Origin of the sequence: Dickeya parazeae Ech586 (genome assembly GCF_000025065.1) — a bacterium.
Lineage (GTDB): Bacteria > Pseudomonadota > Gammaproteobacteria > Enterobacterales > Enterobacteriaceae > Dickeya > Dickeya zeae.
On record NC_013592.1, the window covers coordinates 57,494 to 83,641 of the forward strand.

19 protein-coding genes and 1 riboswitch are annotated in these 26,148 nt (G+C 56.2%); of the genes, 10 read left to right on the top strand and 9 right to left on the bottom strand.

Translation table 11 applies throughout. The features are described from left to right. Positions 1-91 precede the first annotated feature (91 nt). Genes DD586_RS00245 through DD586_RS00265 form a run of 5 tightly spaced genes read left to right on the top strand, consistent with a single transcriptional unit; the run spans position 92 to position 6,023 of the window. Entirely contained in the window at positions 92-1,213 is a 1,122-nt protein-coding gene (locus DD586_RS00245; protein WP_012882800.1) for an ROK family protein, read from the top strand. Continuing rightward, positions 1,210-2,967, top strand: a complete 1,758-nt coding sequence (locus tag DD586_RS00250) for a glucosidase family protein (protein ID WP_012882801.1) — start codon at positions 1,210-1,212, stop codon at positions 2,965-2,967. Before DD586_RS00245 ends, DD586_RS00250 begins: the two co-directional genes overlap by 4 nt. Before the next feature lie 52 nt (positions 2,968-3,019). Then, positions 3,020-4,264: an ABC transporter substrate-binding protein gene (locus DD586_RS00255; protein ID WP_012882802.1), complete on the top strand. Its 1,245-nt coding sequence runs from the start codon at positions 3,020-3,022 to the stop codon at positions 4,262-4,264. Beyond that, complete coding sequence (locus tag DD586_RS00260; RefSeq protein WP_012882803.1) at positions 4,261-5,208, top strand: carbohydrate ABC transporter permease; 948 nt, start codon at positions 4,261-4,263, stop codon at positions 5,206-5,208. The genes DD586_RS00255 and DD586_RS00260 overlap by 4 nt, the downstream gene beginning before the upstream one ends. Next, positions 5,205-6,023 carry a carbohydrate ABC transporter permease gene (locus DD586_RS00265; protein ID WP_012882804.1) on the top strand — a complete coding sequence of 273 codons (819 nt, stop codon included), beginning with the start codon at positions 5,205-5,207 and terminating at the stop codon, positions 6,021-6,023. The genes DD586_RS00260 and DD586_RS00265 overlap by 4 nt, the downstream gene beginning before the upstream one ends. Positions 6,024-6,213: 190 nt before the next feature. Here DD586_RS00265 and uca read toward each other — a convergent pair whose 3' ends face one another. The 6 genes from uca to DD586_RS00295 form a co-directional block, all read right to left on the bottom strand. Next, positions 6,214-9,807, bottom strand: coding sequence for an urea carboxylase (gene uca / locus DD586_RS00270; protein ID WP_012882805.1), 3,594 nt, complete (start codon positions 9,805-9,807; stop codon positions 6,214-6,216). A gap of 100 nt (positions 9,808-9,907) precedes the next feature. Further along, positions 9,908-10,543, bottom strand: a complete 636-nt coding sequence (locus tag DD586_RS00275; RefSeq protein ID WP_012882806.1) for an urea amidolyase associated protein UAAP2 — start codon at positions 10,541-10,543, stop codon at positions 9,908-9,910. Positions 10,544-10,545: 2 nt separating this feature from the next. Further along, positions 10,546-11,286: an urea amidolyase associated protein UAAP1 gene (locus tag DD586_RS00280; RefSeq protein ID WP_012882807.1), complete on the bottom strand. Its 741-nt coding sequence runs from the start codon at positions 11,284-11,286 to the stop codon at positions 10,546-10,548. A gap of 16 nt (positions 11,287-11,302) precedes the next feature. Continuing rightward, positions 11,303-12,082: an ABC transporter ATP-binding protein gene (locus tag DD586_RS00285; protein ID WP_012882808.1), complete on the bottom strand. Its 780-nt coding sequence runs from the start codon at positions 12,080-12,082 to the stop codon at positions 11,303-11,305. 27 nt (positions 12,083-12,109) lie between these two features. Next, complete coding sequence (locus tag DD586_RS00290; protein WP_012882809.1) at positions 12,110-12,922, bottom strand: ABC transporter permease; 813 nt, start codon at positions 12,920-12,922, stop codon at positions 12,110-12,112. Between the two features lie 16 nt (positions 12,923-12,938). After that, a complete protein-coding gene (locus DD586_RS00295) occupies positions 12,939-13,994 on the bottom strand; it encodes a putative urea ABC transporter substrate-binding protein (RefSeq protein WP_012882810.1) in 1,056 nt (351 codons plus the stop codon). A 78-nt stretch (positions 13,995-14,072) separates the two neighbouring features. After that, positions 14,073-14,167, bottom strand: a riboswitch (guanidine-I (ykkC/yxkD leader). A 534-nt stretch (positions 14,168-14,701) separates the two neighbouring features. On the opposite strand from DD586_RS00295, the gene DD586_RS00300 reads away from it, so the two are divergent. The 4 genes from DD586_RS00300 (at position 14,702) to DD586_RS00315 (ending at position 19,736) form a co-directional block, all read left to right on the top strand. Beyond that, positions 14,702-15,412, top strand: a complete 711-nt coding sequence (locus DD586_RS00300) for a DUF3053 domain-containing protein (RefSeq protein WP_028085539.1) — start codon at positions 14,702-14,704, stop codon at positions 15,410-15,412. A 485-nt stretch (positions 15,413-15,897) separates the two neighbouring features. Beyond that, on the top strand, positions 15,898-17,805 hold the full coding sequence (locus DD586_RS00305) for a PTS mannitol transporter subunit IICBA (RefSeq protein WP_012882812.1): 1,908 nt from the start codon (positions 15,898-15,900) through the stop codon (positions 17,803-17,805). Positions 17,806-17,898: 93 nt separating this feature from the next. Further along, positions 17,899-19,047, top strand: coding sequence for a mannitol-1-phosphate 5-dehydrogenase (locus tag DD586_RS00310; RefSeq protein ID WP_041164217.1), 1,149 nt, complete (start codon positions 17,899-17,901; stop codon positions 19,045-19,047). A gap of 77 nt (positions 19,048-19,124) precedes the next feature. After that, positions 19,125-19,736 (top strand): MltR family transcriptional regulator, encoded by a 612-nt coding sequence (locus DD586_RS00315; protein WP_012882814.1) that lies wholly within the window; start codon positions 19,125-19,127, stop codon positions 19,734-19,736. A 158-nt stretch (positions 19,737-19,894) separates the two neighbouring features. Here DD586_RS00315 and DD586_RS00320 read toward each other — a convergent pair whose 3' ends face one another. The 3 genes from DD586_RS00320 to fdhD all read right to left on the bottom strand — a co-directional run bounded on the left by DD586_RS00320 (position 19,895) and on the right by fdhD (position 24,130). After that, positions 19,895-21,781 carry a methyl-accepting chemotaxis protein gene (locus DD586_RS00320; RefSeq protein WP_012882815.1) on the bottom strand — a complete coding sequence of 629 codons (1,887 nt, stop codon included), beginning with the start codon at positions 21,779-21,781 and terminating at the stop codon, positions 19,895-19,897. Between the two features lie 631 nt (positions 21,782-22,412). Next, on the bottom strand, positions 22,413-23,039 hold the full coding sequence (gene sodA, locus DD586_RS00325; protein WP_012882816.1) for a superoxide dismutase [Mn]: 627 nt from the start codon (positions 23,037-23,039) through the stop codon (positions 22,413-22,415). A gap of 272 nt (positions 23,040-23,311) precedes the next feature. Further along, on the bottom strand, positions 23,312-24,130 hold the full coding sequence (fdhD, locus tag DD586_RS00330; protein ID WP_012882817.1) for a formate dehydrogenase accessory sulfurtransferase FdhD: 819 nt from the start codon (positions 24,128-24,130) through the stop codon (positions 23,312-23,314). Between the two features lie 362 nt (positions 24,131-24,492). On the opposite strand from fdhD, the gene exaC reads away from it, so the two are divergent. Then, positions 24,493-26,028, top strand: coding sequence for an acetaldehyde dehydrogenase ExaC (gene exaC, locus DD586_RS00335; protein ID WP_012882818.1), 1,536 nt, complete (start codon positions 24,493-24,495; stop codon positions 26,026-26,028). The last annotated feature ends 120 nt before the right edge of the window (positions 26,029-26,148 follow it).

A 26,148-nucleotide genomic window follows, 5' to 3' on the forward strand; every position in this document is an offset into this window, starting at 1 on the left:
TCACCGGAAAGGATATTAATTCGTAAGGTTGATGAACTAATTATAGCAGTTATTGATGGCAGTAATCCACGTCGGAGAAAAAGGACGTTATATGGCGAACTCGCAGCCACTTGGTAAAACTCTTGCAAACGCGCTTTCTCAGTTGGAGCGTCTGTCGCTGGAAACGACTTCCGGCTGGGCTGCCGCCCTCGATATTGCGCCGGGGAGTGTGCAGAATTTAATGAATTTTCTGGAAAAACAGCACATTATCCAGCAGAAATCACCGGGTGTTGAATTGCACCCGCAGTCGCCTGTGGTGATTGGTTTTGATCTGGGCGGCACTAAAGTCAATGGGCGGCTGACAACGTTGAGCGGCGAGGTATTGGCGCACACGTCACAGCCTACCGCTAAAGGTGATGAACAGGCGGCGCTGCAACACATGTCATCGCTGGCGCAGGCACTACTGCAACAGGCACATATCGCACCGAACCGCTTGAAACAAGTCGCTATCGGTATTCCCGGTTCAATCGATAAGCAACGCAATGTACAGCTTTCCCCTAACCTGCGTCTTCCTGCCCGCTTACCCAACCTGTTTTCTCTGCCTGATGGGCAGTCGTGCCCGGTGGTATTCGAAAATGACGTTAACCTGGCGGCATTGGGGGAATACCACTATGGGCATGGCAAAGGCAGCGACTCGCTGGTGTTTATCGCCTTCGGTACCGGTGTCGGCATGGGGATTATCACACAAGGCAGCATCATCAGTGGGCACAACGGTATGGCGGGGGAAATCGCCCTATTACCGTTGAGCGCAACACCTTACGACGACGCCAAAATTTCCGTCGGCGGGGTGTTTGAAGATCGAGTCAGCAGCAGCGCGATTCGCCAGCGCTATCAGGGTGGCGAGACTGAGGTTATCGATATTTTCCGCCGTGCAGAACAAGGGGATGAGCAGGCGCGTACCGTGCTGGAAAACACCGCACAGATTGCCGCGTTGGGCGTGGCTTCAGCCGTGAGTTTGCTGAATCCTGAATGGCTGGTGCTGGGCGGCGGAATTGGTGCGAGACCCGCGTTTCATGAGCGTGTCCGTCAGCATGTACAAACATTGCTGCCGGTGCCGGTTCAGTTGGTCGGCAGCGCCTTGCTGGATGAGGCGGGTGTGGTCGGTGCCGTGCATCTGGCCAGAGAACACTGCCTGGCCGCATTAGCCTGGCATGATGTGAGGGAAGCGGTATGAATAGCAATAACATTTCGGTGTCGCCATCAGAATGGGTATTGAAACCCCAGTCGGACGGACAACTGCTCAGCACTGCCGCGCCGTTACTGCCTTTTATGGCACGGCGCGTACAAGGGTCATTCTCTGGCGAAGAAGGCATCGTGCAACTGGCACTGTGGGGCAGCGGCACGCTGGGACGCATTCATGTCGCGCCGTTTAGCGGGCCTTGTACCTTCGCACCCAATCGTCTGCTGAGCGAAACACAAGGCTTTTATGTGGCGCAATCCCAGCCTGTAGTGCTGCTCACTCAGACTTCGTTTTTGCGCTTTTATCCGGCGAAAAGACGTGCCTGGTGGGATCAGCAGGCTGGGCGGGCGTTGCGTGAGAAGCAAGGGACGCAGCAGCGTTGGGTACTGCCCTGGGGGGTGGTGATTGTCGAGCAACGCGATAACGATGTACTGATCGCCGCCGGTAACGATGACGCGGAAGCGCTGCGCGGTCTGTCGCTCAGCACAGAGCAGATCAGGCTGGAAGCGCAGCGTTATATCGATGACTGCGACCAGTTGCCACAGGCGCAACCGCTACTGCGTAGCATGGTGCAACAGAGTTTGCATGCCGCGTTGTCGAGCATCCGTTACGACCATACCGGGAAGTTCGCCGGGCTGGCGGCAGGAATGGACTACAGCGCCCCAGCCCGCACGTATTATCGCGACGGTTACTGGACGTTGCAGGCGTTGCTGCCGTTACAGCCGCAGATTGTGCTGGAGGAAATCCACCTGATGGCGGCAGGGTTGCAGCCGACCGGTGAAGCGCCGAGCGGGGTTATCCTCAATGGCCCCGGTTTGTCAGCCGCCTGGGAAGACGCGCGACGCCATAACCCCGCTGTCAAAGAAAACCACAGCCGCCCGCAAGACTGGTGGAGTGACCATTTTGACAGTCCCTTGTTCTTTATTCTGACGATTGCCGACTACGTGCGGGTCACGGGGGATACGTCTCCCTGCGAGCAGTACTGGCCGCAGATCGCCACCATCATTACACGTTACGAAGGCTTTATTCTCCATGAGGATGGCCTGCCGCAGAAACCGTCGCACAACGACCGGGACTGGGCGGATAACGTCTACCGTTTTGGCTATGTTGCCTACGATCTTGGCCTGTGGTTTGGCGCGGTTAACGCGGTGGCGCAATGGGCGGCAGCGCGCGATCCGGCGCTGGCACAGCGTTGCGCACGTCTGGCGTTTCAGGCGTCCCGCCACCTTGATGCCGCGTTATTACAGCCGGATGGCCATTACGCGGATTATGGTCGTCCGGGGGAATTTATTGAAGACCACCTCACGCTCGATAGCCTGACGTTGCTGCGCTACGGCGCGGTGGATGCCGGGCGTGCCGAGGCAGTGTTACGTCGGGTTCAGGCCCGGTTGGAGAGCCGTCATAACAGTGAACAGCGTTATGGCGACTGGGGGGTGTTGTGCGCGTGGCCGCCGTTCAAACGCCGCAGCGATACACGTGCCAAGTCGGCCTTTGCCCTGCGTTATCACAATGGCTCTGACTGGCCTTATCTGGATGGGTTGTACGCCGATACGTTGTTGCAGTACGGCATACCGGGCAGTGAATACCCGCTGACACGTTGGTGGATGACCTGCCTGGAACAGGGATGGGCCGGTGCGGTGGAGTACTTCTCACCGCCGTTTGGCCGGGGATCGTTATTACAGGGGTGGAGCAGTATGCCGGCTGCGGTGGTGATGAAGTATCGTCATCACTTTGACGGCGGACAGTAATCGCAGCGTAGTTTGACTGTGTGATGCAATAACATTGATCAGGAAACACATCATGAAGAAAAAGACTGTTATCGCAGTACTGGCTGGTGCTATGACGCTTGCATGTTCATCATTGCAGGCGGCCGAGTTGACGATCATGTGGTACGAGACGGATAAAAATGAATCCACCGTACTCAAGCAGCTACTGAATGAATATACGCAGCAGCATCCGCAGACCACCTTTAATCTACAACTGGTTCCTTATGACAATGTGATCCAGAAATTCCGCCAATACGCGGCATCGGGTTCCGGTATGCCGGACATCTCCAAAACGTCGTCGATGGAAGCAGTCATTCGCCCCTATCTGGTCGATTTCAATCAATATTTTGGCAAAGACTACCTGAATCACTACATCAAAGGATGGGCGGACGGTGCCAGACTCGGCGATAAAGCGATAGCGGCTCCGCTGTATGTGACCTCCACCGGGCTGTTGCTGAATGCCGATGCCTTCAAGAAAGCGGGCGTGGCCCTGCCGGATGTACAGACCGGTTGGACGTGGGAAGAATTCCTGCCGAAGATTAAAGAGGTCGCACAGAAAGCCCATGTCCGCTATCCGCTGGTGTGGGATGTTTCCGCCAGCCGTTGGATCATCCACGAATACCATTATGGCAACCATGTTTTTTCCACCGAGCCGCCGTATAAAGTGGTGATGGATAAACAGAAAGCGGCCAAAACGCTGGCAGATTTCGTGAAAATCGCCGATGACTACATGCCGCGTGGGCAGTGGTCAGGCTCCAGTTCGGATAACCCGAAAGAGCTGTTTATCGGTGGGCAGGCAGTGGCCTGGATGACCGGTAGCTGGCAGTTAAGCTCGCTGGCGCAACGCGCCAAATTCGACTGGCGTGCTGGCTATACCCCACGGGGTACGGTGAAATCCAGCGTGTACGGCGGTGAATACGTGGTGGCGTTCAACACCAGTAAACACCTTGATGAGTCTACCAGTGTGATCAAATGGCTGACCTCGCCGGATGTCCTGAAACGTCTTTCCGTACCGATTGGCATGATCCCGGCCACCTCGTCCGACGAGCCGGTGAAATATGAAGATCCGAAAATCAGCCAGGCGATGGCGCTGATGCAGCATGAACTGGTGGAAAGCCCGGCTTATGCAGCGGCGGATCAGGCCAATGAAGCGATGCAGTTCGTCTGGGCACCAATGAAAGACGCGGTTATGCAGGCGGTGACTCATCAGATAACGCCGGAGCAGGCCATCGAGAAAATCATGAAGGCCGCCCAGGATGGATTAGGGGCCTCTCAATGAAAGTGATGAATCCGGAGTCGGCCAGTCTGGCAGTCATGTCACAAGGTTCGGGAGTGTTTACTCGTCGTCTCAGGAAGTACTGGCCTTATTTGTTGATATTGCCGTCGTTTGGGTTGTTGCTGTTGTTCACCTTCTATCCATTGCTGCAAGGGTTTTGGATGTCGGTATTTCAACGCGGCGTGGTGGTGTTGCCTCAGGTCGCCAGCACGCAGCCTAAATTCGTCGGGATCGATAACTTTATCCAGGTATTTACTGACCCCGAATTTCAGCACGTGCTGCTGCGCACGGTGGTGTTTGTGGTATTTGCCGTGCCGCTTAATCTGGTCATCGCTCTGTGTATGGCGCTGTTGCTGGCGCCCCAGATGCGGGGATTTGGACTGGCGCGAACCATCGTCTTTTTCCCGTCGATGATAAGCCTGCTGACCATCGGCATCATGTGGAAATGGCTGTTTGGTTATAACTCTGGATTAATCAACTATGTACTGAGCCTGGTGGATATCAGCCCGGTTCCCTGGCTACAACAGGAAACCATGGCGCAGATTGCGGTGGTGATTGTGTGGGTGTGGGCCAGCGCGGGTTTCAATATGATGATCCTGCTGGCGGGTTTAACGGCCATTCCGGAGGATTTGTATGAGGCCTCCCGCATGGACGGAACCAGCCGCTGGCGCACCTTCTGGCGCATTACCCTGCCACTGCTGCAACCCAGCGTAGTGGTGGTAGTGGTGCTGTCATCGATAGAAGCCTTCAAGGTCTACGAACTGGTGATTTCGCTGACGGGCGGTGGGCCGGGACGCGCCACCGTCTATCTGATTCAGACCATTTATGAGAACGCCTTCATGCAACCGGCGACAGCAGGGGTTGCAGCGGCACAATCGGTGGTGCTGTTCGTGATTTTGTTCGCGCTGTCGGTCATCCAACTTCGTCTGTCGAGGAGTTTCAAATGAAGGGGTCATCTCTGCTGACGCGCTGGATAATCATTGGTTTCATGCTGCTGTTTTTCCTGTTGCCGCCAATCTGGATTTTTTCCAACGCGCTGAAGTCGGTCGATGAGATTTTCGCCTGGCCGCCGTCGCTGTGGCCGGAAAACGCGACGCTGGAGAATTTTGTCGATGTGTTCGTCAACACCAACTTTGTTCATACGCTCGGCAACTCCTTTTTCGTTTCCGTCCTGTCATCACTGCTGTCGGTCACGATCAGCGTCATGGCGGGCTATGCGCTGGCGAAATTCCGGTTTCGGGGGGATACGTTGGTTTTCATGGTCATCATGTGTGCGCTGATGATCCCGCTGCAGATTATCCTGATTCCGATTTTCCTGCTGCTGCGTGACCTGCATCTGCTCAATACGCTGTGGGGGGTGATTATCGCGCCGGCGGCGACGCCTACCGGGGTGTTCCTGATGCGGCAGTATATCCGCAACATTCCTGACAGCCTGCTGGAAGCGGCGCGTCTGGAAGGCACCGGAGAGTGGCGAATCCTGTGGCGTATCGTGGTACCGCTGTCGTTACCGGCCATCGCCACACTGGCGGCTTTTACCTTCGTCTGGCGTTGGAATGATTTTCTGTGGCCGTTTCTGGTGATCAGCGACCAGAGCCAATGGACGGTGCAACTGGCGCTGGCCAGTAACGTCGGTCAGTTTGATATCAACTGGCCACGGCTGTTGGCGATGTCGGCGATGGCGGTATTGCCGATGCTGGCGATTTTCCTGGCGCTACAACGCTATTTCATGAACGGATTGATGGCGGGTGCGACCAAGGAGTAAGTGGCGTCCGCTTGATGTCTTGATGCAGTGAAAACAATCACCACCTTCCGAGGCGGTGGTTTAACGCTGACAATGAAATAAACCCGCACGCTAGCAACGTACGGGTTTATTGTATTCATGTCTTAGTGGATGGCAGTTTTACTGCTGAATGTTTTACTACTGAATGTTTTACCGATTAATGTTTTACCGGTTAATGCTCTGCCGGTTCGATCACCATCAGTAACTGCCCGGCCTGCACCTGATGTCCTGCCTGACGGTGCAACGTATGAATAATACCGGCGACCGGTGCGATAATGGGGATTTCCATTTTCATCGACTCCAGAATACCGACGATTTGCCCGGCGCTGACGCTATCGCCGGGGGCGGCAAGCCATTGCCACACACTCCCTGCCACCTGACTTTCCACACCGTAACCGTTAGCCGGAATCACCTCATCGTCGCTGGCCGTCTCTTGCAGGCTGCTATCGAAGGTGAACTGGCCGTCAGCCCGCCAGCGTGCCAGCTCTTCGTCGAAGGCCTGCTGGCGCTGTTGCTGGAAGGTATCGATAGCGGGTTGCTGTTCAGCCAGCATGTGCTGGTAGTCGGCGAGGCGAAATTCGCCCTCTTCGATACACAACGGATAATCTCCCCACGGGAAGCGTTCGCGGATAGCCAGCAGCTCCTGCGCGCTGACCGGATAAAAGCGAATCTGATCGAAAAAGCGCAGTAACCATGGCTGACGAAAGACATCGGTTTGCCGATCGCGATTCCACATCTGTAACGTGCGGCCCACGAACTGATAGCCGCCGGGGCCTTCCATACCGTATACACACAGATACGCGCCGCCGATGCCGACCGAGTTTTCCGCCGTCCAGGTGCGAGCAGGGTTGTACTTGGTGGTGACCAGCCGATGGCGTGGGTCGAGTGGGGTGGCGACGGGGGCACCGAGGTAGACATCGCCCAGCCCCATCACCAGATAATGGGCGTTGAAGACGATCTCTTTGACCTGATCCACAGACGCCAGCCCGTTGATACGGCGAATGAATTCGATGTTGCTGGGGCACCAGGGCGCACCGGGTCTGACCGATTGGGTATAGCGGGTGATGGCTTCGCGGCAGGCGTCGTCATCCCAACTGAGCGGCAACCAAACGGTACGGGAGGGCACGGCAGCGTGCCGCAGGTCGCCGAGGGCGTCGTCCGCCTGTTGCAGGTGCGCGAGCAGCGTGCTGCGCGGGCAGCGCAGGCTGTCGAAATGGATTTGCAGCGAACGAATGCCCGGTGTCAGTTCCTGCATACCCGGCAGCGGGTGCTGTTCCAGCCACTGCATCAGCGCGTGTACGCGAAAACGCAACGCGATATCCAGCCGGTGCTCGCCGTATTCCAGCAACAGGAAACGATCGCCTGCGGCGAGGCAGGTCACCGAAGGTCGCTCGTCCTGTGCCGTTTGGTGGTACAGCACCGGTGACGGGCAACACGGCGCGAGAGCGGGCTCGGCGGCAGGGCGACCGGCGGCGATGGCGCATTCCGCGGCGCGCGCCAGCTCGTCCGCCTGTTCCGGCGTGACCGGAATAAAACGGATGCTGTCGCCTGCTTTGAGCTGGCCTAGTTTCCACAAGTCAGCGTGGATCACCGTAGCCGGGCAGACGAAGCCGCCCAGTGACGGCCCATCCGGCCCCAGAATCACCGGCATATCGCCGGTAAAGTCGACGGTGCCGAAAGCGTAGGCGTTGTCGTGAATATTGGACGGGTGCATACCGGCTTCGCCGCCGTCGGTTCGCGCCCACTGGGGTTTGGGGCCAATCAGCCGGATACCGGTGCGGCTGGAGTTGTAATGCACCTGCCAGTCAGCGGCGAAAAAGGTGTCGATGTCTTGCGCGGTAAAATAGTCCGGTGCGCCGTGTGGGCCATAAATCACCCGCAGTGACCAGTGGGTATTCCAGTCAGGCACGGGCAATACGGCGTCTGACGTGGGCAGCGCCGGCGCGGCCAGATGCAGTACGTCGCCTGCGCGCAAGGCCCGTCCGGCATGGCCGCCGAACTTGCCGAGCGTGAAGGTGCTACGGCTACCCAGATAGGTCGGACAGGCCAGGCCGCCGGCCAGCAACAGATAGCTGCGGCAACCGGCACCCTGAATATCGCCGAGCGTGAGCGTTTGTCCGGCGCGGGCGTGATGAACGCGTCCGCCGTCGAGGGCGGTGTTATCTAACCGGATGTCGATGACAGCGCCGGTCACCACGAACGCGCAGTCATGGTTGAAACGCAGGGTTGGCCCACGTAGGGTGATCTCCAGCCCGGCGGTATCGGCCGCGTTGCCCAGCAACTGATTGCCGAGCCGGAATGAGTGGGTATCGAAGGGGCCGGAAGGCGGTACACCAACGTGCCAATAGCCGATGCGGCCGGGCGCATCCTGCACGGTCGTCAGCGTGCCGCCGCTGAGCACATCCAGCGTCGCGGGCTGCCAGACGACGTCGCCCAGTGTTGCGGTGATGATTTCTCCGCGTCTGACCGTCGGCAGAGTCAGCAGGTGACGAAGCCAGTCGAGGTTGGTTTCGATGCCGTACAGCGATGTGGCCGTCAGCGCTTGCGCCATGCCGTCGAGGGCGGCGTCCCGGCTGTCGCCGTGTACGATGATTTTTGCCAGCATCGGGTCATAGAACGGTGATACCTCGCTGCCGCTGTCCAGCCAGTGGTCGATGCGCAGGGTAAGCCCGGGCAAGGCGTCTGGAAAATCAACGTGACTAAGCAAGCCCGCACAGGGCTGGAACTGTTTGGCCGGGTCTTCGGCGTACAACCGCACCTGAATGGCGTGACCGCGAGGCGTGGTGATGAGCGTATCAAGCGGCGGCAGGCAACCCGCGCCCAGTTCCACCATCCACTGCACGATGTCGACGCCGTACACCAGTTCGGTGACGCCGTGCTCGACTTGCAGGCGGGTGTTGACCTCCAGAAACCAGAACTGCTTGCTGCTCTCGTCATACACATATTCGACCGTGCCTGCACTGCGGTAATTGACCGCCTGACACAGCCGAATGGCGGTAGCCTGCAGTTCAGCGCGCACGCTGTCACTCAGGTGGGGAGCCGGGGTTTCTTCAATCACTTTCTGGTTGCGGCGCTGGGCGGAGCAATCGCGCTCGCCAAGGGCTATCACGTTGCCCTGGCCGTCGCCAAAGACCTGCACTTCGATGTGGCGGGCCTGGGCGATAAATTTTTCCAGAAATACGCCGTCGTCGGCGAAGTTGTTACCCGCCAGTCGTTTGACGCGGGTAAACGCATCAACCAGTTGGTCGTGGTCGTTGCAGCGCTGCATGCCGATGCCGCCGCCTCCCGCGGTGCTCTTTAACATCACCGGATAACCGATGCGTTGTGCCTGTTCACAGGCGCTGTCCAGCGAGGTGAGCAAGCCGCTGCCGGGCAGCAGGGGGACGTCGTTCTGTTGTGCCAGCGCCCGTGCCTGATGCTTGAGACCGAACGCGGTCATCTGTGCCACGGTCGGGCCGAGGAATACCAGGCCTGCTTGTTCGCAGCGGGTCACAAAACCGGCGTTTTCACTCAGAAAACCGTAGCCGGGGTGGATCGCCTGCGCGCCACATTGGGCGGCGATATGCAGTAATTTGTCCTGATTCAGGTAGGTATCGCGCACCGGGCCGTCGCCCAGCGACCAGGCTTCATCGGCCTGACGCACATGCTGCGAATGGCGGTCCGCTTCGGCGTAAACCGCGATGGCTTTTACGCCCATTTTTTTCAGGGTGCGGATAATACGCACCGCAATAGCGCCACGGTTGGCAATCAATACACGCTCAAACATGACCGAGTCTCTTACGGGCAGGTCGTCCTGCGCTGTTCTGGACGCGTGTTGCGGGTCGTCCCGCGCGTCACTGTTCCCGATGTGTGCCGTGTCGCTCTGTTTACCAGATAGCGATATCGACAGGTGTGGGGTTGTAGCCGTTGCAGGGGTTGTTCAACTGCGGACAATTGGAGATCAGCACCAGTACGTTCATTTTGGCCACCATTTCCACGTATTTCCCCGGTGCGGAGATACCGTCGGCAAAGGTCAGCCCGCCGTCCGGCGTGACCGGTACGTTCATAAAGAAATTGATGTTGTGGGTGATGTCGCGTTTGGTCAGGTGATACTCCGGGTGTTGCGCTACCGCCAGCATCCAGCTGTCGCGGCAGGCATGCATGTGGCGTTTTTCCAGATCGTAGCGCACCGTGTTGCTCTCGGTGGCGCAAGCGCCACCGAGCGTGTCATGACGGCCGCAGGTATCCGCCACGATTTCCAGCATCGGGCGGTCTTCATTGGAACGCAGCACGCTGCCGGTAGTGAGGAAGACATTACCCTGGCCGCGCAGGGTGTCGCTCATGCTGTAGCGTTCAGCGGTATCGTCAGCATTGTAGAACAGGGTATCGGCGGCCTGATTGCCTTCGAGGTCGGTAATACGCAGCGTCTGACCGGCTTCGAGGCGGTGTAACCAGTAGTCGCCAGCCTGAACGGTGGCGCGGTAAACCGCCGTGGCGGGGTCGCGTTGACTGGTCTTTATCATGTTCAGACTCCTTGTGGCTGTTCAGCCAGATAATAAAGTGTGTTGTTGCGAAGCCCGCGCTGGTTTTCCGGGCGCTCCAGACAGATAGCCGGTAGCGGTGCGCGCTGATAATCCAGCGTCAGACGCACCGGATGACGCGGATAATCGGTGGCGGTGCTAAGCGGGTGCGGGCAGGTGTGCAGAATGACCAGCGTGTCCATGGCGAAGCGCAGCGTGACGCTGGCACCGGCTTTACCCTGTTGCTCAAGCCGCAGGTTTCCGTTGTCATCGCTACCAACGTGGGCGAAAAAGTTGACGCACGCCGCCATGTCGCGCTTGCCGAGACCGTATTTGGCCAGTTCCACCAGAAAGCTGTCGTAGCCGTTTTGGTGACGTTCATTGCGGGCTTGCTGGTAGTTCAGCTCGCCAAACTGACGCGCCACCTGCTGGGCATTGGCGGTGCCGCATACGGTGTCATGCCAGCCGAAGCCGTCGGCTTCGATACCGCAGAAAATGCGCCCCATATCCGAATACAGGCAGTGCCCGGTTGTCAGGCGAAACGTGTGCTGGCATTTGAGCGTATCCGGTGCGTTGTAGCGCTCCAGCGTATTTTCCGGGTTGTAGAACAGCATACCGACGTTGGCTCCGCCTTCGATGTCGGTCAGACGCAGCGCAGTACCGCGGCGCATCAGCAGCGACCAGTGCGACCCGGCGGGCAACTCGGTGAGATAATGTTCATTCATGGTGTGTGGGGTGTTTTGCATAGTGTGTTCCTCCTGGTCAGGCGACGTGCCGCTGCCTGTCAATCAGTTCTCCCACCGAAGCCCGCACACCGGCTGGTGCGCGCTCCAATGGCAGGTCATAGGTGATGCTGGCGCCAAAGGCGTCTGGTGCTTGTGGGTCCTGACGGAGCTTGTCGAACACCCACAGGCGTGACCCGAGTGAAAATCCCTCTTTAAGGTCATGGGTGATCATGAAAATGGTCAGACGGTGCTCCTGCCATAACTGGCTGATCAATTGGTGCATTTCGGCACGGATGCCGGGGTCGAGCGCACCGAACGGTTCATCCAGCAGCAGGATGCGCGGGCGCTTAATCAACGCCTGCGCCAGCGCCAGCCGTTGTTGCATGCCACCGGATAACTGATGCGGATATTTCTGGGCGGATTGCTCCAGCCCGACCTGACGCAGCATTGCCATTGCCTGATCACGAAGCGCCTGGCGGCGCTTGCCCCATACCCGGCCGAGCCAACGCGCTTCGGCAAACTCCGCGCCAATCATGACGTTTTCCACCACCCGCAGATGGGGGAACACCGAGTAGCGCTGGAATACCACGCCGCGATGTTCATCCGGCTCTTGCGGCATCGGCGCGCCGTCGAGTAGCAACTGGCCGCTACTGGGGCTTTCGGTGCCGAGCAGCATCTTGAGAAACGTGGTTTTGCCGCAGCCGGAGGCACCGACAATAGAAATGAACTCGCCCTCTTCAACGGAGATGTTGAGCCGTTCCAGCACCACCTGACCGTCGTACTCTTTTCTGAGATTTTTTAGCGTTAATAACGACATAGGTTCTCCTGCATTCTGGCCAGTGGCTTATTTCGCGTAATACCAGGGCCAGCCGCGACGGCTGATGACCCGCAGCAGGACATCAAGCAAAAACGCCAGCACGGTTATCCAGGCGACGTAGGGCAGAATGACGTCCATCGCCAGATAGCGGCGCATCAGGAAGATGCGGTAGCCCAACCCTTCGGTGGCGGCGATAGCTTCGGCGGCGATCAGAAACAGCCAGGCGGAGCTGAGCGACAGACGCACGGCGTCCAGCAAACGCGGCATCAGCTGTGGCAGGATCACCCGCCACAGGATTTGGCCGCTGTGGCCGCCGAGGGTTTGCGCTTTCACCAGTTGTTCCTGCGGCAGGCTCTGGATGTAGAGTTGCAGGTCCCGCACGATAAATGGCGTGATGCCCACCATGATCAGCACCACCTTGGAGACCTCGCCCAGCCCGAAAACGATGAACAGGATCGGTAGCACCGCCAGTGGTGGGATCAGTGCAAACAGGGTGATCAGCGGCGACAGGGTGGCGCGCACCGCCGGTAGTGCGCCGCATAGCAGCCCGAATACCAACGCCAGCACGGCGCTTAAGCCTACGCCGGTCAACAGCCGCAGCAGGCTGGCAGCGGTGTCGACCCACAGTAGGTATTCGCCGGTGCGCTCGTTGGGTTCAAACGCCATACGGTGCATGGCTTGCGCCATCGCACCCAGGCCTGGCAGCAGTTTGTCAGCGGCGTTCACCGCCAGCCGGGCGTCAGACGCCATCAGGTAGACCAGCAGCAGCGCCAGTAGCGGCAGAAACCCCATCATCCCGCGCGTCAGCGGTAACGGCTGGTAGTTAATCAATTTGCGCATCCGGCGTTCTCCTGTATTACAGCTTGTTGTCGACGGCCAGTTTCAGGAACTCGTCGCTAAAACGCAGTTTGACGTTGCCGGTATTGCCCCACATGCCAGCCGGGGTAGAGACACCGACCACGTCTGCGCTGGGGGCGTTGTCACCCAGCAAGCCGTGACGGAAGGAGAACTCCGCGACTGACTGCATGGTGGTTTTCAACTGCGGGTTCTGAACGAACTCCAGCGTCTGTTTCGGGGTGGTGAACAGGTGGGTAGCGGCCAGTTGCGCGTCAAACCCGGCTAGGTCGGTACCCGAGGCTTGCCCCATGGCGGTGCGGGCTTCACGGGCGGTGGCGCTGTCGCCTGACATGGTTTGCAGGGTTTCATACCATGCGCCGGTCAGTGCTTTACCCAACTCCGGGTGTTTTTTCAGGGTGGCGGTGTTGACCACCAGCAGATCGAGGATTTCGCCGGGGATTTGCGCGGAAGAAAACGCCAACTGGCTACCCGGCTGTTTTTTGGCTTCCGCCAGCAGCGGGTTCCAGGTGACGATGGCCTGTACGTCAGGCGTACCAAAGGCGGCGACGAGATCAGCATCGGCGGTGTTCACCACCTTGATGTCTTTTTCGCTCATACCGTTCTTTTCCAGCGCTCGTGCCAGCAGGTAGTGAGAGACCGACAGTTGCACCAGATTAATCGGTTTGCCTTTGAGCGACGCCAGACTGTTGGTCCCTTTGATCAGAATGCCGTCGTTGCCGTTTGAGTAGTCGCCGACGATAAGTGCGGTGCTGTCCACGCCGCCTGCGGCAGGGATAGTCAGCGCATCCATGTTGGTCATGGCGCAGCCGTCAAAACCACCAGAGGTGTATTGATTAACGGATTCAATGTAATCGTTGACCTGTACAAACTGGATATCAATGCCGTACTTGTCGGCCCATTTTTTGATAATGCCGTGCTGTTGGGCGTAATCCCAAGGCATCCAGCCGGCATAAATAGACCAGCAGAGTTTAAACGCGGGTTTGTCAGCGGCCTGTACGCCGAGGCTGCACAGTGCCAGTGCGCAAACAAGTAGTAATCGTTGAATCGTTTTCATGGTGAATTTCCTCTGACGTTGGGCGCAATCATTAAAGAAAGAAAAAGCAGGAGGGCGGCGAGCATGCATCTCGCTGTATCCTCCCGGGCTTTTTTCCCGCCGTGTAACCGCCAGAGGGCGGTCGGTAACTCTCGGACCTGCGCAGTAAAGCCGGAACCCTAGTCACCCATTTCCAAATTGTCTGGCGACACCGGTTGCCCGCTATCGCTCCTGCTGTCGATGATATAAAGCAAAATGCTTGCCAGCTTGTGCGGCAATTAGCGCACCCTCGAAGGGCAATAGCCATGTTTTGATTATCTTTCAAGCTATTAACGGGTGATGTCATCGGGCCAGATAACAAGCCTGTAAGGGGAGGACGGAGCGATGAGGGTCAGTGTGCCTTGTCGGGTTGCACTGTTTATGTGCAAGATGGCACGGTGTTGACGTGAAAGGAGCCAGTTGTGTGCAATCACGCAAGCACATTGCCCGTTGCGCGAGCGTGCCTGGGTAACAGAACAGACAATTCTGCAGGTGGCATGGTGCTGTTCCGGCGTAGAATAGCGATTCTTAACGGCTGAACTGGCGGCTGGGTGAAAAAAACAGGCGTGGCATGTGCCATGCGGCGGCTGGTTCGGTTACGCTTAGGGCGATATGACTGTCGGGTGACGGCTCGTTGGTGAGCCAACAAGGTTGCCGGGTCACGGTAGTGAAAATAAACAGGAGTAGTAATGATGTTGGCGGATTACCGTTCGCGCTGGCTGCTGCCAGTGGTTATGTTGGTTGTGGCATTGCAACTGTCGGCCTGCGGCGACAAGGATAAGGATGCTCGTCAGGCGTTCATCACTTTCCTGCAGGGAATTTCACAACAGGAAGGGCGTCAGTTGCCAGCGTTGACCGAACAGCAGAAACAGAGCTTCGGGCGCTTTACCCAGGATTACGCTGTGATGACCGATTTCAACCAGCAGTTGGATCAGGCATTAGCGGGCAGCCTGACACCGGTACTGGATGTGATATCCCACATTCGTGTACCGCAGGATTATATGACGCAACGCGATAACCTGCGTCAGACGCTTGGTGGCCTGAATATGCTAAGCCCGCAGGTGCAGAACGCCAAAACACTGGCGGATAACGCCCGCCGTGCGCTCAAACAGACGGAAGAATTGCAGTCGGTGTATGACAAGGTCTACAACCGCGCGGTTTCTTTGCCCGCCAACGCGATGGTGACCGTGGTGCCAGCCAGCACGTCATTTGCGCAGAGCGTTGTGCAGGTAGGGGAATATCTCCAGGCACAGGGCAACCAGGTGGTATTCGGTAACAACGGCGTACAGTTCCACACCCAGCAGCAGGTGGATCAGTACAACAGCCTGATGACGGACATTGCTAACCAACAGCAAAAACTGTTCACCACCCTCAAGTCTCAGAATTTCCTGCCCCACTAAGGTGGTTCGCGATATGGGCCGGTTTTCGCGAAAAGGCCGGCCCACGCTGAAATTTATTGTGATTTAAATCACATTTCCCATACAAAACCGATATGCAAAATTGTGATTGAAATCACTATTTTTCACGGCCAAATTGTTTTTTTTCTAACCATTTCCCCATTTTTATTATTTTTTTGTGAATTATGTCACTCATTTGTGGCTGATTGTCGGGTGTTGTGTGTGATTTTGATCACGTTTTTGTCGTGAGTTGCGGTCTGAAAACCACGTGCTAGAGTCCGCTGTGATAACGGAGTTTTTTGGGGCCACGCTATTGCGATTTTTCACCGTCACGCGGGTCGTCATGGTGAAGCGCTGTAAGCGGCAATAGCAGTATGCACACAGTGCGGTACACGACCTCATGATACCGACGGAAGTCATCACGCTGTCTAACAATCAATAATTACCGCGCACGCTTTCCGCCGCGCGTTTCAAAGGGGTGTATCTCTATGCTCTCACCAGATACCAAGGTCAAAGTGCAGAATTTTGGCCGTTTCCTGAGCAATATGGTGATGCCGAATATCGGCGCCTTTATTGCCTGGGGGATTATCACAGCACTGTTTATTCCTACCGGATGGATCCCTAACGCGACGCTGGCCAAACTGGTCGGCCCGATGATCACCTACCTGCTGCCGCTGCTGATTGGTTTTACCGGCGGACGCCTGGTCGGGGGAGAGCGTGGCGGCGTGGTCGGCGCGATTACCACCATGGGTGTGGTGGTTGGTTCCGATATTCCCATGTTCCTCGGTGCCATGATTGCCGGTCCGCTGGGCGGCTGGGCTATCAAACACTTTGACGCTGCCGTTGACGGCAAAATCAAAAGCGGCTTTGAGATGCTGGTTAACAACTTCTCCGCCGGTATCATCGGCATGCTGCTGGCGATTCTGTCTTTCCTGGCGATTGGTCCGCTGGTTGAGGCGTTGTCGCACGTTCTGGCTGCCGGTGTGCACCTGATGGTGCAAAACAATCTGTTGCCGCTGGCGTCGATTTTCGTTGAACCGGCGAAGATCCTGTTCCTGAATAACGCAATTAACCACGGTATCTTCTCGCCGCTGGGCATCCAGCAGGCGACAGAAGCCGGGAAATCTATCTTCTTCCTGATTGAAGCCAACCCAGGGCCGGGCATGGGCGTGCTGGTGGCCTACATGCTGTTTGGACGTGGCAACGCCAAACAGTCTGCGCCGGGCGCGGCTATTATCCACTTCCTCGGCGGGATCCATGAAATCTACTTCCCGTATGTACTGATGAACCCGCGTTTGATCCTCGCTGTGATTCTCGGCGGGATGACCGGTGTGTTCACGCTGGGCGTGCTGAACGGCGGTCTGGTTTCTCCGGCATCACCGGGTTCTATCCTGGCGGTGCTGGCGATGACGCCGAAAGGCGCGTACTTCGCCAATATTACGGCGATCGCCGCCGCGTTTGCGGTCTCGTTTGTGGTGTCGTCTATCCTGCTGAAAAGCAGCAAAGTGAAGGATGATGAAGAACTGGAGCAGGCGACCCGTCGCATGCAGGAGATGAAATCGGCGTCCAAAGGTCAGGCTGTCGGCGGTGTGAGCGGCGATCTGGGCACTGTGCGTAAAATCATCGTCGCCTGTGACGCCGGTATGGGTTCCAGCGCAATGGGGGCCGGGGTGCTGCGCAAGAAAGTGCAGGATGCGGGTTTGCAAGCTATTTCGGTGACCAACTGCGCTATCAATAACTTGCCGGATGATGTGGATCTGGTGATCACACACCGTGATCTGACCGAGCGCGCCATGCGCCATGCACCGCAGGCACAGCATATTTCGCTGACCAACTTCCTCGATAGCCATCTGTACAGCGACCTGGTCGCTCGTTTACAGGCAGCGCAGGCGGGCAATGTTAAGCCTGCTCAGGCGGCTCCTGCTGCTGTGCAGGCGGCGGCCCCGCAGACACTGTTTCAACTGACGGAGAAAAACGTCTTTCTGAACCTGCAGGCGGCAGATAAAGAACAGGCTATCCGGTTTGCTGGTGAACAACTGGTAAAAGGGGGTTACGTTGAGCCTGCGTATGTCGATGCGATGCTGGAACGTGAGAAACTGACCTCGACGTATTTGGGTGAGTCTATCGCCGTACCGCACGGGACGATTGAAGCCAAAGACCGGGTACTGAAAACTGGCGTGGTGTTCTGCCAGTACCCGCAAGGGGTGCGTTTTGGCGACGATGAAGACGATGTGGCCCGTCTGGTGATTGGTATTGCCGCACGTAATAACGAACATGTGCAGGTTATCACTAACCTCACCAGTGCGTTGGATGACGAGTCGGTGATAGAACGGCTGGCTCAAACGCAGAGCGTGCAGGATGTCCTTGACCTGCTCGGTGGCAAGTCCCCTGCCTGATAGATAAAAAAGTAAGTGCCGCCTTCGGGCGGCGCTTTCTTTCACAGATAGTCTTTCACAGATTGTTAAATCTCAGTAGTAAGGTCATGCATGATGAAAGCATTACATTTTGGGGCCGGTAACATTGGCCGTGGTTTTATCGGCAAGCTGTTGGCGGATGCAGGCGTTGGCCTGACGTTTGCGGATGTGAACCAGCCGTTGCTGGATGCCATCAATCAGTACGGTAGTTATCCGGTGCGTATCGTCGGTGAACAGCAGCGTGTGGAAACGGTCAGCCAGGTTAGCGCGGTACACAGCGGTGGGACGCAGGCGGTCGCGCTGATTGCTGAGGTCGATCTGGTGACAACGGCGGTGGGGCCGCAGATCCTGGCGAAGATTGCCGGTACCATTGCTCAGGGGTTGATAAAGCGTCAGGAAAACGGCAATACCGCGCCGCTGAATATCATCGCCTGTGAGAACATGGTGCGTGGTACCAGCCAGCTCAAACAGCATGTGCTGGCGCAACTGCCGCAAGAGACGCAGGCGTGGGTGTCACAGCACGTCGGTTTTGTGGATTCGGCGGTAGACCGTATTGTCCCTCCCGCCGATGCGGGCGAATCCAACCCGCTGGCGGTGACGGTGGAAACCTTCAGTGAATGGATCGTGGATAAAACCCAGTTCAACGGTGAGCCGCCGGCGATAACCGGTATGGAACTGACCGATAACCTGATGGCTTTTGTTGAGCGTAAGCTGTTCACCCTGAATACCGGCCACGCGATTACCGCCTACCTTGGCCAGCGCGCCGGGCACGGCACTATTCGTGACGCCATTCTGGACCCGGCTATCCGCCGTGTGGTGCAAGGGGCGATGGAAGAGAGCGGCGCGGTATTGATTCGTCGCTATGGTTTTGATGCCGAGAAACATCAGGCATATATCCGCAAAATTCTCACCCGGTTTGAAAACCCGTGGTTGCACGATGAAGTCGAGCGTGTCGGTCGTCAGCCGCTGCGTAAACTCAGCGCCGGTGATCGCCTGATCAAGCCGTTGCTGGGTACGCTGGAATATGGCTTGCCCCATGACAACCTGATCCAGGGGATTGCTGCTGCGATGCATTACCGTAGCGAGCAGGATCCGCAGGCGCAGGAACTGGCGACGTTGATAGCCACACAAGGGCCACAGGTTGCGCTGGCGCAGATTTCTGGTCTGGATGCTGATAGCGAGGTTGTCGGAAAAGCGGTGAGTGTGTATAACGCCATGCAGTAATCGGCGCGTCTCGGCACAGGTCAGGCTGTGTCCCTGCTTTTCAATCGAGTGCGTTGGATAGGACGGGAGCGTTGACGATGAGAAGCCATGCTCCCGTGGAGTCAGCCGCTCCACCGCGCAGGGGCAGTACTGTGCGCAGAATTAATGTACGAGAAGCGACGATGGACGATACGCAGGCATTTGAAAACCGGGTACTGGAATCCCTGAATGCATCGAAAACGGTCAGAAGTTTTATGCTGATGGCCGTCGAGTTATTGGCGGAAGCGGTCAGCCTGTTGATGTTGCAGGTATTCCGCAAGGACGACTATGCCGTAAAGTACGCCGTCGAACCTTTGTTATCCGGCAGCGGGCCGTTGGGTGAATTGTCCGTACGGCTGAAGCTGATTTACGGGCTGGGCATGATTAGCCGTAAAGAGTATGAAGACACCGAACTGTTGATGGCGTTGGGTGAGGAATTGACTCACGATGAGCATGAGTACCGGTTTACGGATGATGAAATCCTGGGGCCGGTTAGTGAGTTGCACTGCGTGAGTAGCTTACCCCAACCGATGCCATCGCCGGGTGTTGAACCTGATGATGCATTACTGGCGGCGATGCAGCAGCAGCGGTACCAGCAGATGGTGCGCTCCACACTGGTGCTATCGCTGACGGAACTTATCGCGGGCATCAGCCTGAAAAAAGCCTTCTGATTGCCGTGTGCTGTTGGCGTCGGCCATCACCATCCGCCATAACCACCAGTTATAAAAAAGGGCAACCCAGTCGGGTTGCCCTTTTTTGTGCTGCTTTATCGCTTCCCCTTTTTACCGGTTTTGCTGTGGTAAAAAGGGGGCGGTCATTTGATGACTGATTAACGCTTATAAGACAGCTGTTGCTGGTGACTGGCGAATGGCAAACCGTGACTCGCGGGTGCCAACTCATGTGTGGATGAGAGGCGGAAAACCGATACGGCGTTGGAGAGCACCATAGCCTGCTCTTCCAGCGAGCTGGCGGCAGCGGATGATTGCTGCACCAGTGCGGCGTTTTGTTGAGTGGTGCTGTCCATCTCGACAATGGCCTGATTCACTTGCGCGATGCCACGACTTTGCTCATCGGACGCGACCGTGATTTCCCCCATGATGTCGTGTACATGCGTTACCGCTGTCACGATCTCCTGCATGGTTTTACCCGCCGAGTGCACCAGATGCGCCCCTTTCGATACCTGCTCGACCGAGGTGGAAATCAAGCCTTCAATCTCTTTGGCTGCCTGCGAACTACGCTGTGCCAGATTACGCACTTCATTGGCGACCACGGCGAAACCACGGCCCTGTTCACCCGCACGGGCCGCCTCTACCGCGGCGTTAAGCGCCAGAATATTGGTCTGGAACGCAATGCCGTTGATAACAGAGGTGATTTCCGCGATGCGTTTGGAACTGCCTTCGATATCGGACATGGTTTGCACCACATCGGCCACCAGTTTGCCGCCTTCCTGCGCGGTGTGCGTGGCGTCCAGCACCAGTTTGTTGGCCTGGTGGGCGTTAGCGGCGTTCTGTTTCACGGTAGAGGTGAGCTGTTCCATGCTGGCGGCGGTTTCTTCTACCGATGCTGCCTGGGATTCGGTGCGGGCGGCCAGATCGTTATTGCCGGTGACGATCTCGCTGGCGGCGGTGGTTATCTGAGTGACCCCCATCCGAATATCATCGATCATGTTATGCAGGTTGGCTTTCATTTTTGCCATCGCGCCAAACAGCATACCCAGTTCGTCGCGGCGTGTGGTTTCAATCGCAACGGTCAGATCGCCGGTGGCGATACTTTCAGCAATAGCCACGGTACTGTTTAATGGACGGGTAATCAGGTGCGAGATATACCAGGCAATCAGCGCGCCGAGTATCAGGGTAATGACTGAGGTAATGGCAATCTGCCATTCGGCACTGGTGATATCGCTCTGGGTAGCAGCGGTTTCCTCTGCGACCATCTTATCGACCGTGTCGAGCAATTGATTAGCCGTTTCACCCAGTTGTTTGGCCTGTTCTACCTCCACCGTATAAGCCGGGAGGTACGCCAGAATCTGCGTTTTATAGGTCGACAGGGTAGAGACAACCGGTGCCATGATTTCTTGCTGTTCCGGCGTCAGCGCCTGAATAAATTGGCTGAGGCCTTTTTGTGCATCGTCCAGCGCAGCAATCAGCGGTTTTTCCGAATCGCTATTTAACGATAACAGCAGACCACGCACCAGATAGCGCACGTTCACCAGCTTTTGATGCAATGAGGTGAGCTGTAACTGCAGCGGTATGTTACCAGCGACCTGTTGTTCTATTTGTTTGAGCGGCTTTTCAGAGTCGGACAGGTTCCAGCTTTTTCTGACGGCATCTTTTTTGGCTACGGCGTCAGTGTAATTTTTCTGACGCTCTTTATATAGGGCAATCAACTTGCTGATATTATCCAGACGCTCATTATAATCACCGCGCCAGGGTTTATCCTGAATAGAAGAAATTAATTTAACAATATTATCAATGTGTTTACTATTTTCTTTAATACTATCTGGACTATAGCTGGCACTATACAGTGCGCGATAATAACGGGCTTCAGTAACTTCATCATTGATTTGGTTGCTGAAGATAACTTTTTCAAAACGCCCTTTCAGTGTTTCAATATAGCGGACACTCACGGCCGCAATAATGACAGTCAGTAATAGGATCAAGGAGAAACCTAATCCTAACTTCCTGCCTACTTTGATATTTTCGAATTTTATAGCCATTGGTTTTCTTCCATCATTTATAGGCTGGGTGATTAAGTCAGGGCTTAGAGCTTATCCCAATAGGCTATTTTGTGTGCCATTTGGGACCAGGGTAGTGCTCAAAATCCTCACAAACTGTGTGCTCGTTCTGGTTTTTCCACGCCGTCCGCTCCAAGCTGCCTGCGTTCATTGCGCCTGGTGGGATAGGCCATTAATCACCGGGTATTATAGCTGTTATCTCTCTGGTTACCGTACATCACCTGGTTTTTCCCGACACGGGGTGCAGGGTTATTAGTGGTCCTGATTGCGTACCCCAGCCGATATCTGGAGCGCTACCCGGTTGTTGCTTTTTTTGCTGTGCTTTTAAATCTATTGGGTAATCGTGTGAATATAAAATTGCTATGCTGGCGGCCATATACCGACTATGACGAGAGCACGCTGAGTCTATCGGCGTACCCTACTAAAACTTTATACCCGCCATACTTCAAGTTGCCGGTGTGTTAGGCTTTCCCGCGACTCGAATATTTAAGGTATACACCGTTTTCCCGTTTACGATTCGAAAAATACAATAAAAAAAACCCGGTATAACGAAGGTTATTCCGGGTTTGTCGGGTTTAATTTCCTTCACGGAAATTAATTGTTACTTTCTGTATTACTTTTTCGCTTCAGCGAAACGCTTAGCCGCTTCGTCCCAGTTTACAACGCTCCAGAAGGCTTTGATGTAATCCGGGCGACGGTTCTGATATTTCAGGTAGTAGGCGTGTTCCCACACGTCCAGCGCGATGAGCGGGTAGCCGGATGCACCGGAAATCGCTTCACCCATCAGCGGGCTGTCCTGGTTGGCGGTAGAAACCACAGCCAGCTTGCCGTCATCTTTCAGTACCAGCCACGCCCAGCCTGAACCGAAACGGGTTGCGGCAGCCTGCTCGAATTTTGTTTTGAACTCGTCAACGCTGCCGAAATCACGCTCAATCGCCGCTTTCAGTTCGCCTTCCAGCGTGGTGCCCAGTTTCAGCCCTTTCCAGAACAGGCTGTGGTTGGCATGGCCACCGGCGTTATTACGCAGCGGGCCTTTCTTGTCGGCAGGCAGTTGATCCAGTTTGGTGATCAACTCTTCGGCAGACAGGCTGGCGAATTCAGGCAGGGACTCCAGCGCTGCGTTAGCGTTATTGACGTAAGCCTGGTGGTGTTTGGAGTGATGGATTTCCATCGTCTGCGCGTCGAAGTGCGGCTCCAGTGCGTCATAAGCATAAGGCAGGGATGGCAGTGAATAACTCATGTTTAGCATCTCCATTGTTGTGGTGCGCAAATTCTTGTCATGTACAAATCGTTATCATGCACAAGGTGTTTGTGTAACCGGTCTGTGCGGCACCGCTGTTTGTTAGCACCGCGTAAGCATTAAGTTCATTATAGTTAATTAAATGATCTTGAAAACGATTATTCGCGGTGAAAGTCAGAGTAATGTGGGGTTTTATCCTATTATTACAATTGGTTATGCCGTAATTAGACTAGCTAACAACAAATCGATCTAAGCTATACCCGGTGCAGCCGTTATGGCTGCAACCGTTGCGGATGGGTGTAGATGGTGGCGCGGCCAGGGCGACAGAAGCCAACCAGCGTCAGATTGCAGCGTTCGGCGACCTCGACGGCCAGTGAGGTGGCGGCAGAGACCGCAAACAGGATTTCTACGCCGCACATCGCGGATTTCTGCACCATTTCATAGCTGGCGCGACTGGAGACCAGTGCGGCACCTTGTTGCCAGGGCTGGCGTGCTCGTGTTCCCAAGAGTTTATCCAGTGCTACGTGGCGACCGACGTCTTCACAACCGCCCAGTAACTCCCCTTGCGGCGATAGCCAGGCCGCCGCATGGGTCGCACCGGTCAGCGCGCCAGCTTGTTGCACGTTTTTTAATGCCTGTAATGCGCCTTCCAGACAAGACAGTGAGAAGTGCTGTGTAAATGGCAGCGGCGCTACCGGTTTGCCGATTTCCGCCAGTTGCTCCACGCCACACACGCCGCAACCGGTACGCCCGTCCATGGCTCGCCGACGTGCTTTTAGTCCGGTAAAACGGCGGCTGGACAGCTCTATTTGCACTTCGATGCCGTTACACACCGGCACCACATCCATGCCGTAGATATCCTGCGTTGACTCAATGATGCCTTCCGACAAAGAAAAGCCGAGCGCAAACGGCTCCAGGTCTTTTGGCGACGCCATCATCACGACGTGAGAAATACCGTTGTAAACTAGCGCCACCGGCACTTCTTCCGCCAGCCAATCCTGCTGCGGCGAATCCAGCGCACCCTGACGCCAGACGCTACGCTGGCAGGCGCCAGAACGCGCTGCAACGTCCTGAGAATCATCACTGTTCACTGTGTTGTGCCTGTTGTTGTTGAATCTATTCCGACATTATTTCACCGCCGTGGCGACGATGCGAATTTTTATCCTGCCACAGTGCGGCTATCCCATTGAGTGTAAAAGCACTGGCATCAATGCGGGGATAACAAACTGTGCGCTGTGTCGAAGAGTGATATTTTTTACTGCTACAGGGCTTTTACAACCCGGCAACACTGTATACGATTTAATCATTACTTTCTGTGAGGACTAATCAGCCAGATTAGGGTCTATCCTTGCCGACGTTTGCGCCGACGAGGTCTGGCTGCCGCGCGCAGGGGCACCGGCATGAGGCCGCGTATCTTCTGCAATGACACGTTGTGTTACCAAAGGAGAAAGGAATGGACATCGATAACGCAAGCCGGGTGAAACCTGGTGAATACGGCCCTGCCCTTACGCTGAAAAAGCGTTATGACAACTTTATCGGCGGCGCGTGGGTCCCGCCCTCCGGTGGAGAATATTATGTCAACCTGACGCCGGTGACCGGGCAACCGCTGTGCGAAGTCGCCAGCTCCAGTAGCCGTGATGTTGATCATGCACTGGATGCCGCTCACAAGGCCAGCGCGGAGTGGGGTGCCCTCTCTACCCGCGAGCGTGCGCAAATCCTCAACCGGATAGCCGATCGTATGGAGGCGAATCTGGAACTGTTGGCCAGTGCAGAAACCTGGGATAACGGAAAGCCGATCCGCGAAACCATGAATGCCGATGTGCCGTTGGGCATCGATCATTTCCGTTATTTTGCCGCCTGCATCCGCGCGCAGGAAGGGTCGATAAGTGAAATCGATCATGACACTGTCGCCTACCATTTCCATGAACCGCTGGGCGTTGTCGGGCAGATTATTCCCTGGAACTTCCCGCTGCTGATGGCGTGCTGGAAGTTGGCACCGGCGCTGGCTGCTGGTAACTGCATCGTGCTGAAACCCGCCAAACTGACCCCGCTGTCGGTGTTGCTGTTGATGGAATTGATCCAGGATATTCTGCCGCCGGGCGTACTGAACGTGGTGAACGGTGCCGGTGGGCAGATCGGCGAATATCTGGCGACATCGCCGCGTATCGCTAAAGTCGCCTTTACCGGTTCGACTGAAGTGGGCCAGCAGATCATGGGGTATGCGGCGCAGAACGTTATCCCGGTTACGCTGGAGCTGGGCGGTAAATCACCGAACATCTTCTTTGCCGATGTGATGGACCAGGAAGACAGTTTCTTTGACAAAGTGCTCGAAGGGTTCGCGCTGTTTGCCTTCAACCAGGGCGAAGTTTGTACCTGCCCGAGCCGGGCATTGATTCAGGAGTCTATCTACGAGCGGTTTATGGAACGCGCCATCAAACGCGTCGAGTCTATTCGGGTGGGTAACCCGCTCGATAGCCAGACCATGATGGGTGCGCAGGTCTCAGCCGGTCAGCTGGACACCATCCTCAACTACATTGATATCGGTAAGAAAGAAGGGGCGGAAGTGCTGACGGGGGGGCACCGTAAAGTGCTGCCGGGAGAACTGGCTCAAGGCTACTATCTGGAGCCGACTATCCTGTTCGGCCAGAACAGCATGCGCGTATTCCAGGAAGAGATCTTTGGGCCGGTACTGGCGGTCACCACCTTCAAAACGCCGGAAGAAGCGCTGGCGATTGCCAACGATACGCCTTACGGTCTGGGGGCGGGTGTGTGGAGCCGTAATACCAACATTGCTTACCGTATGGGGCGCGGCATTCAGGCAGGCCGTGTCTGGACCAACTGTTACCATGCTTACCCGGCGCATGCCGCGTTCGGTGGCTATAAACAGTCCGGTATCGGGCGTGAAACCCACAAGATGATGCTGGAACACTACCAGCAGACCAAATGCTTGCTGGTGAGCTACTCCGAAAAACCGCTCGGTCTGTTCTAACCCGACAACCGTGCGTTGTCGCCTGACAGACGATACAGGGGCTGCATCTGCAGCCCCTTTCTTCTACTTTCTTCTATATAACGGCATAACGGCATAACGGCATAACGGCATAACGGCATA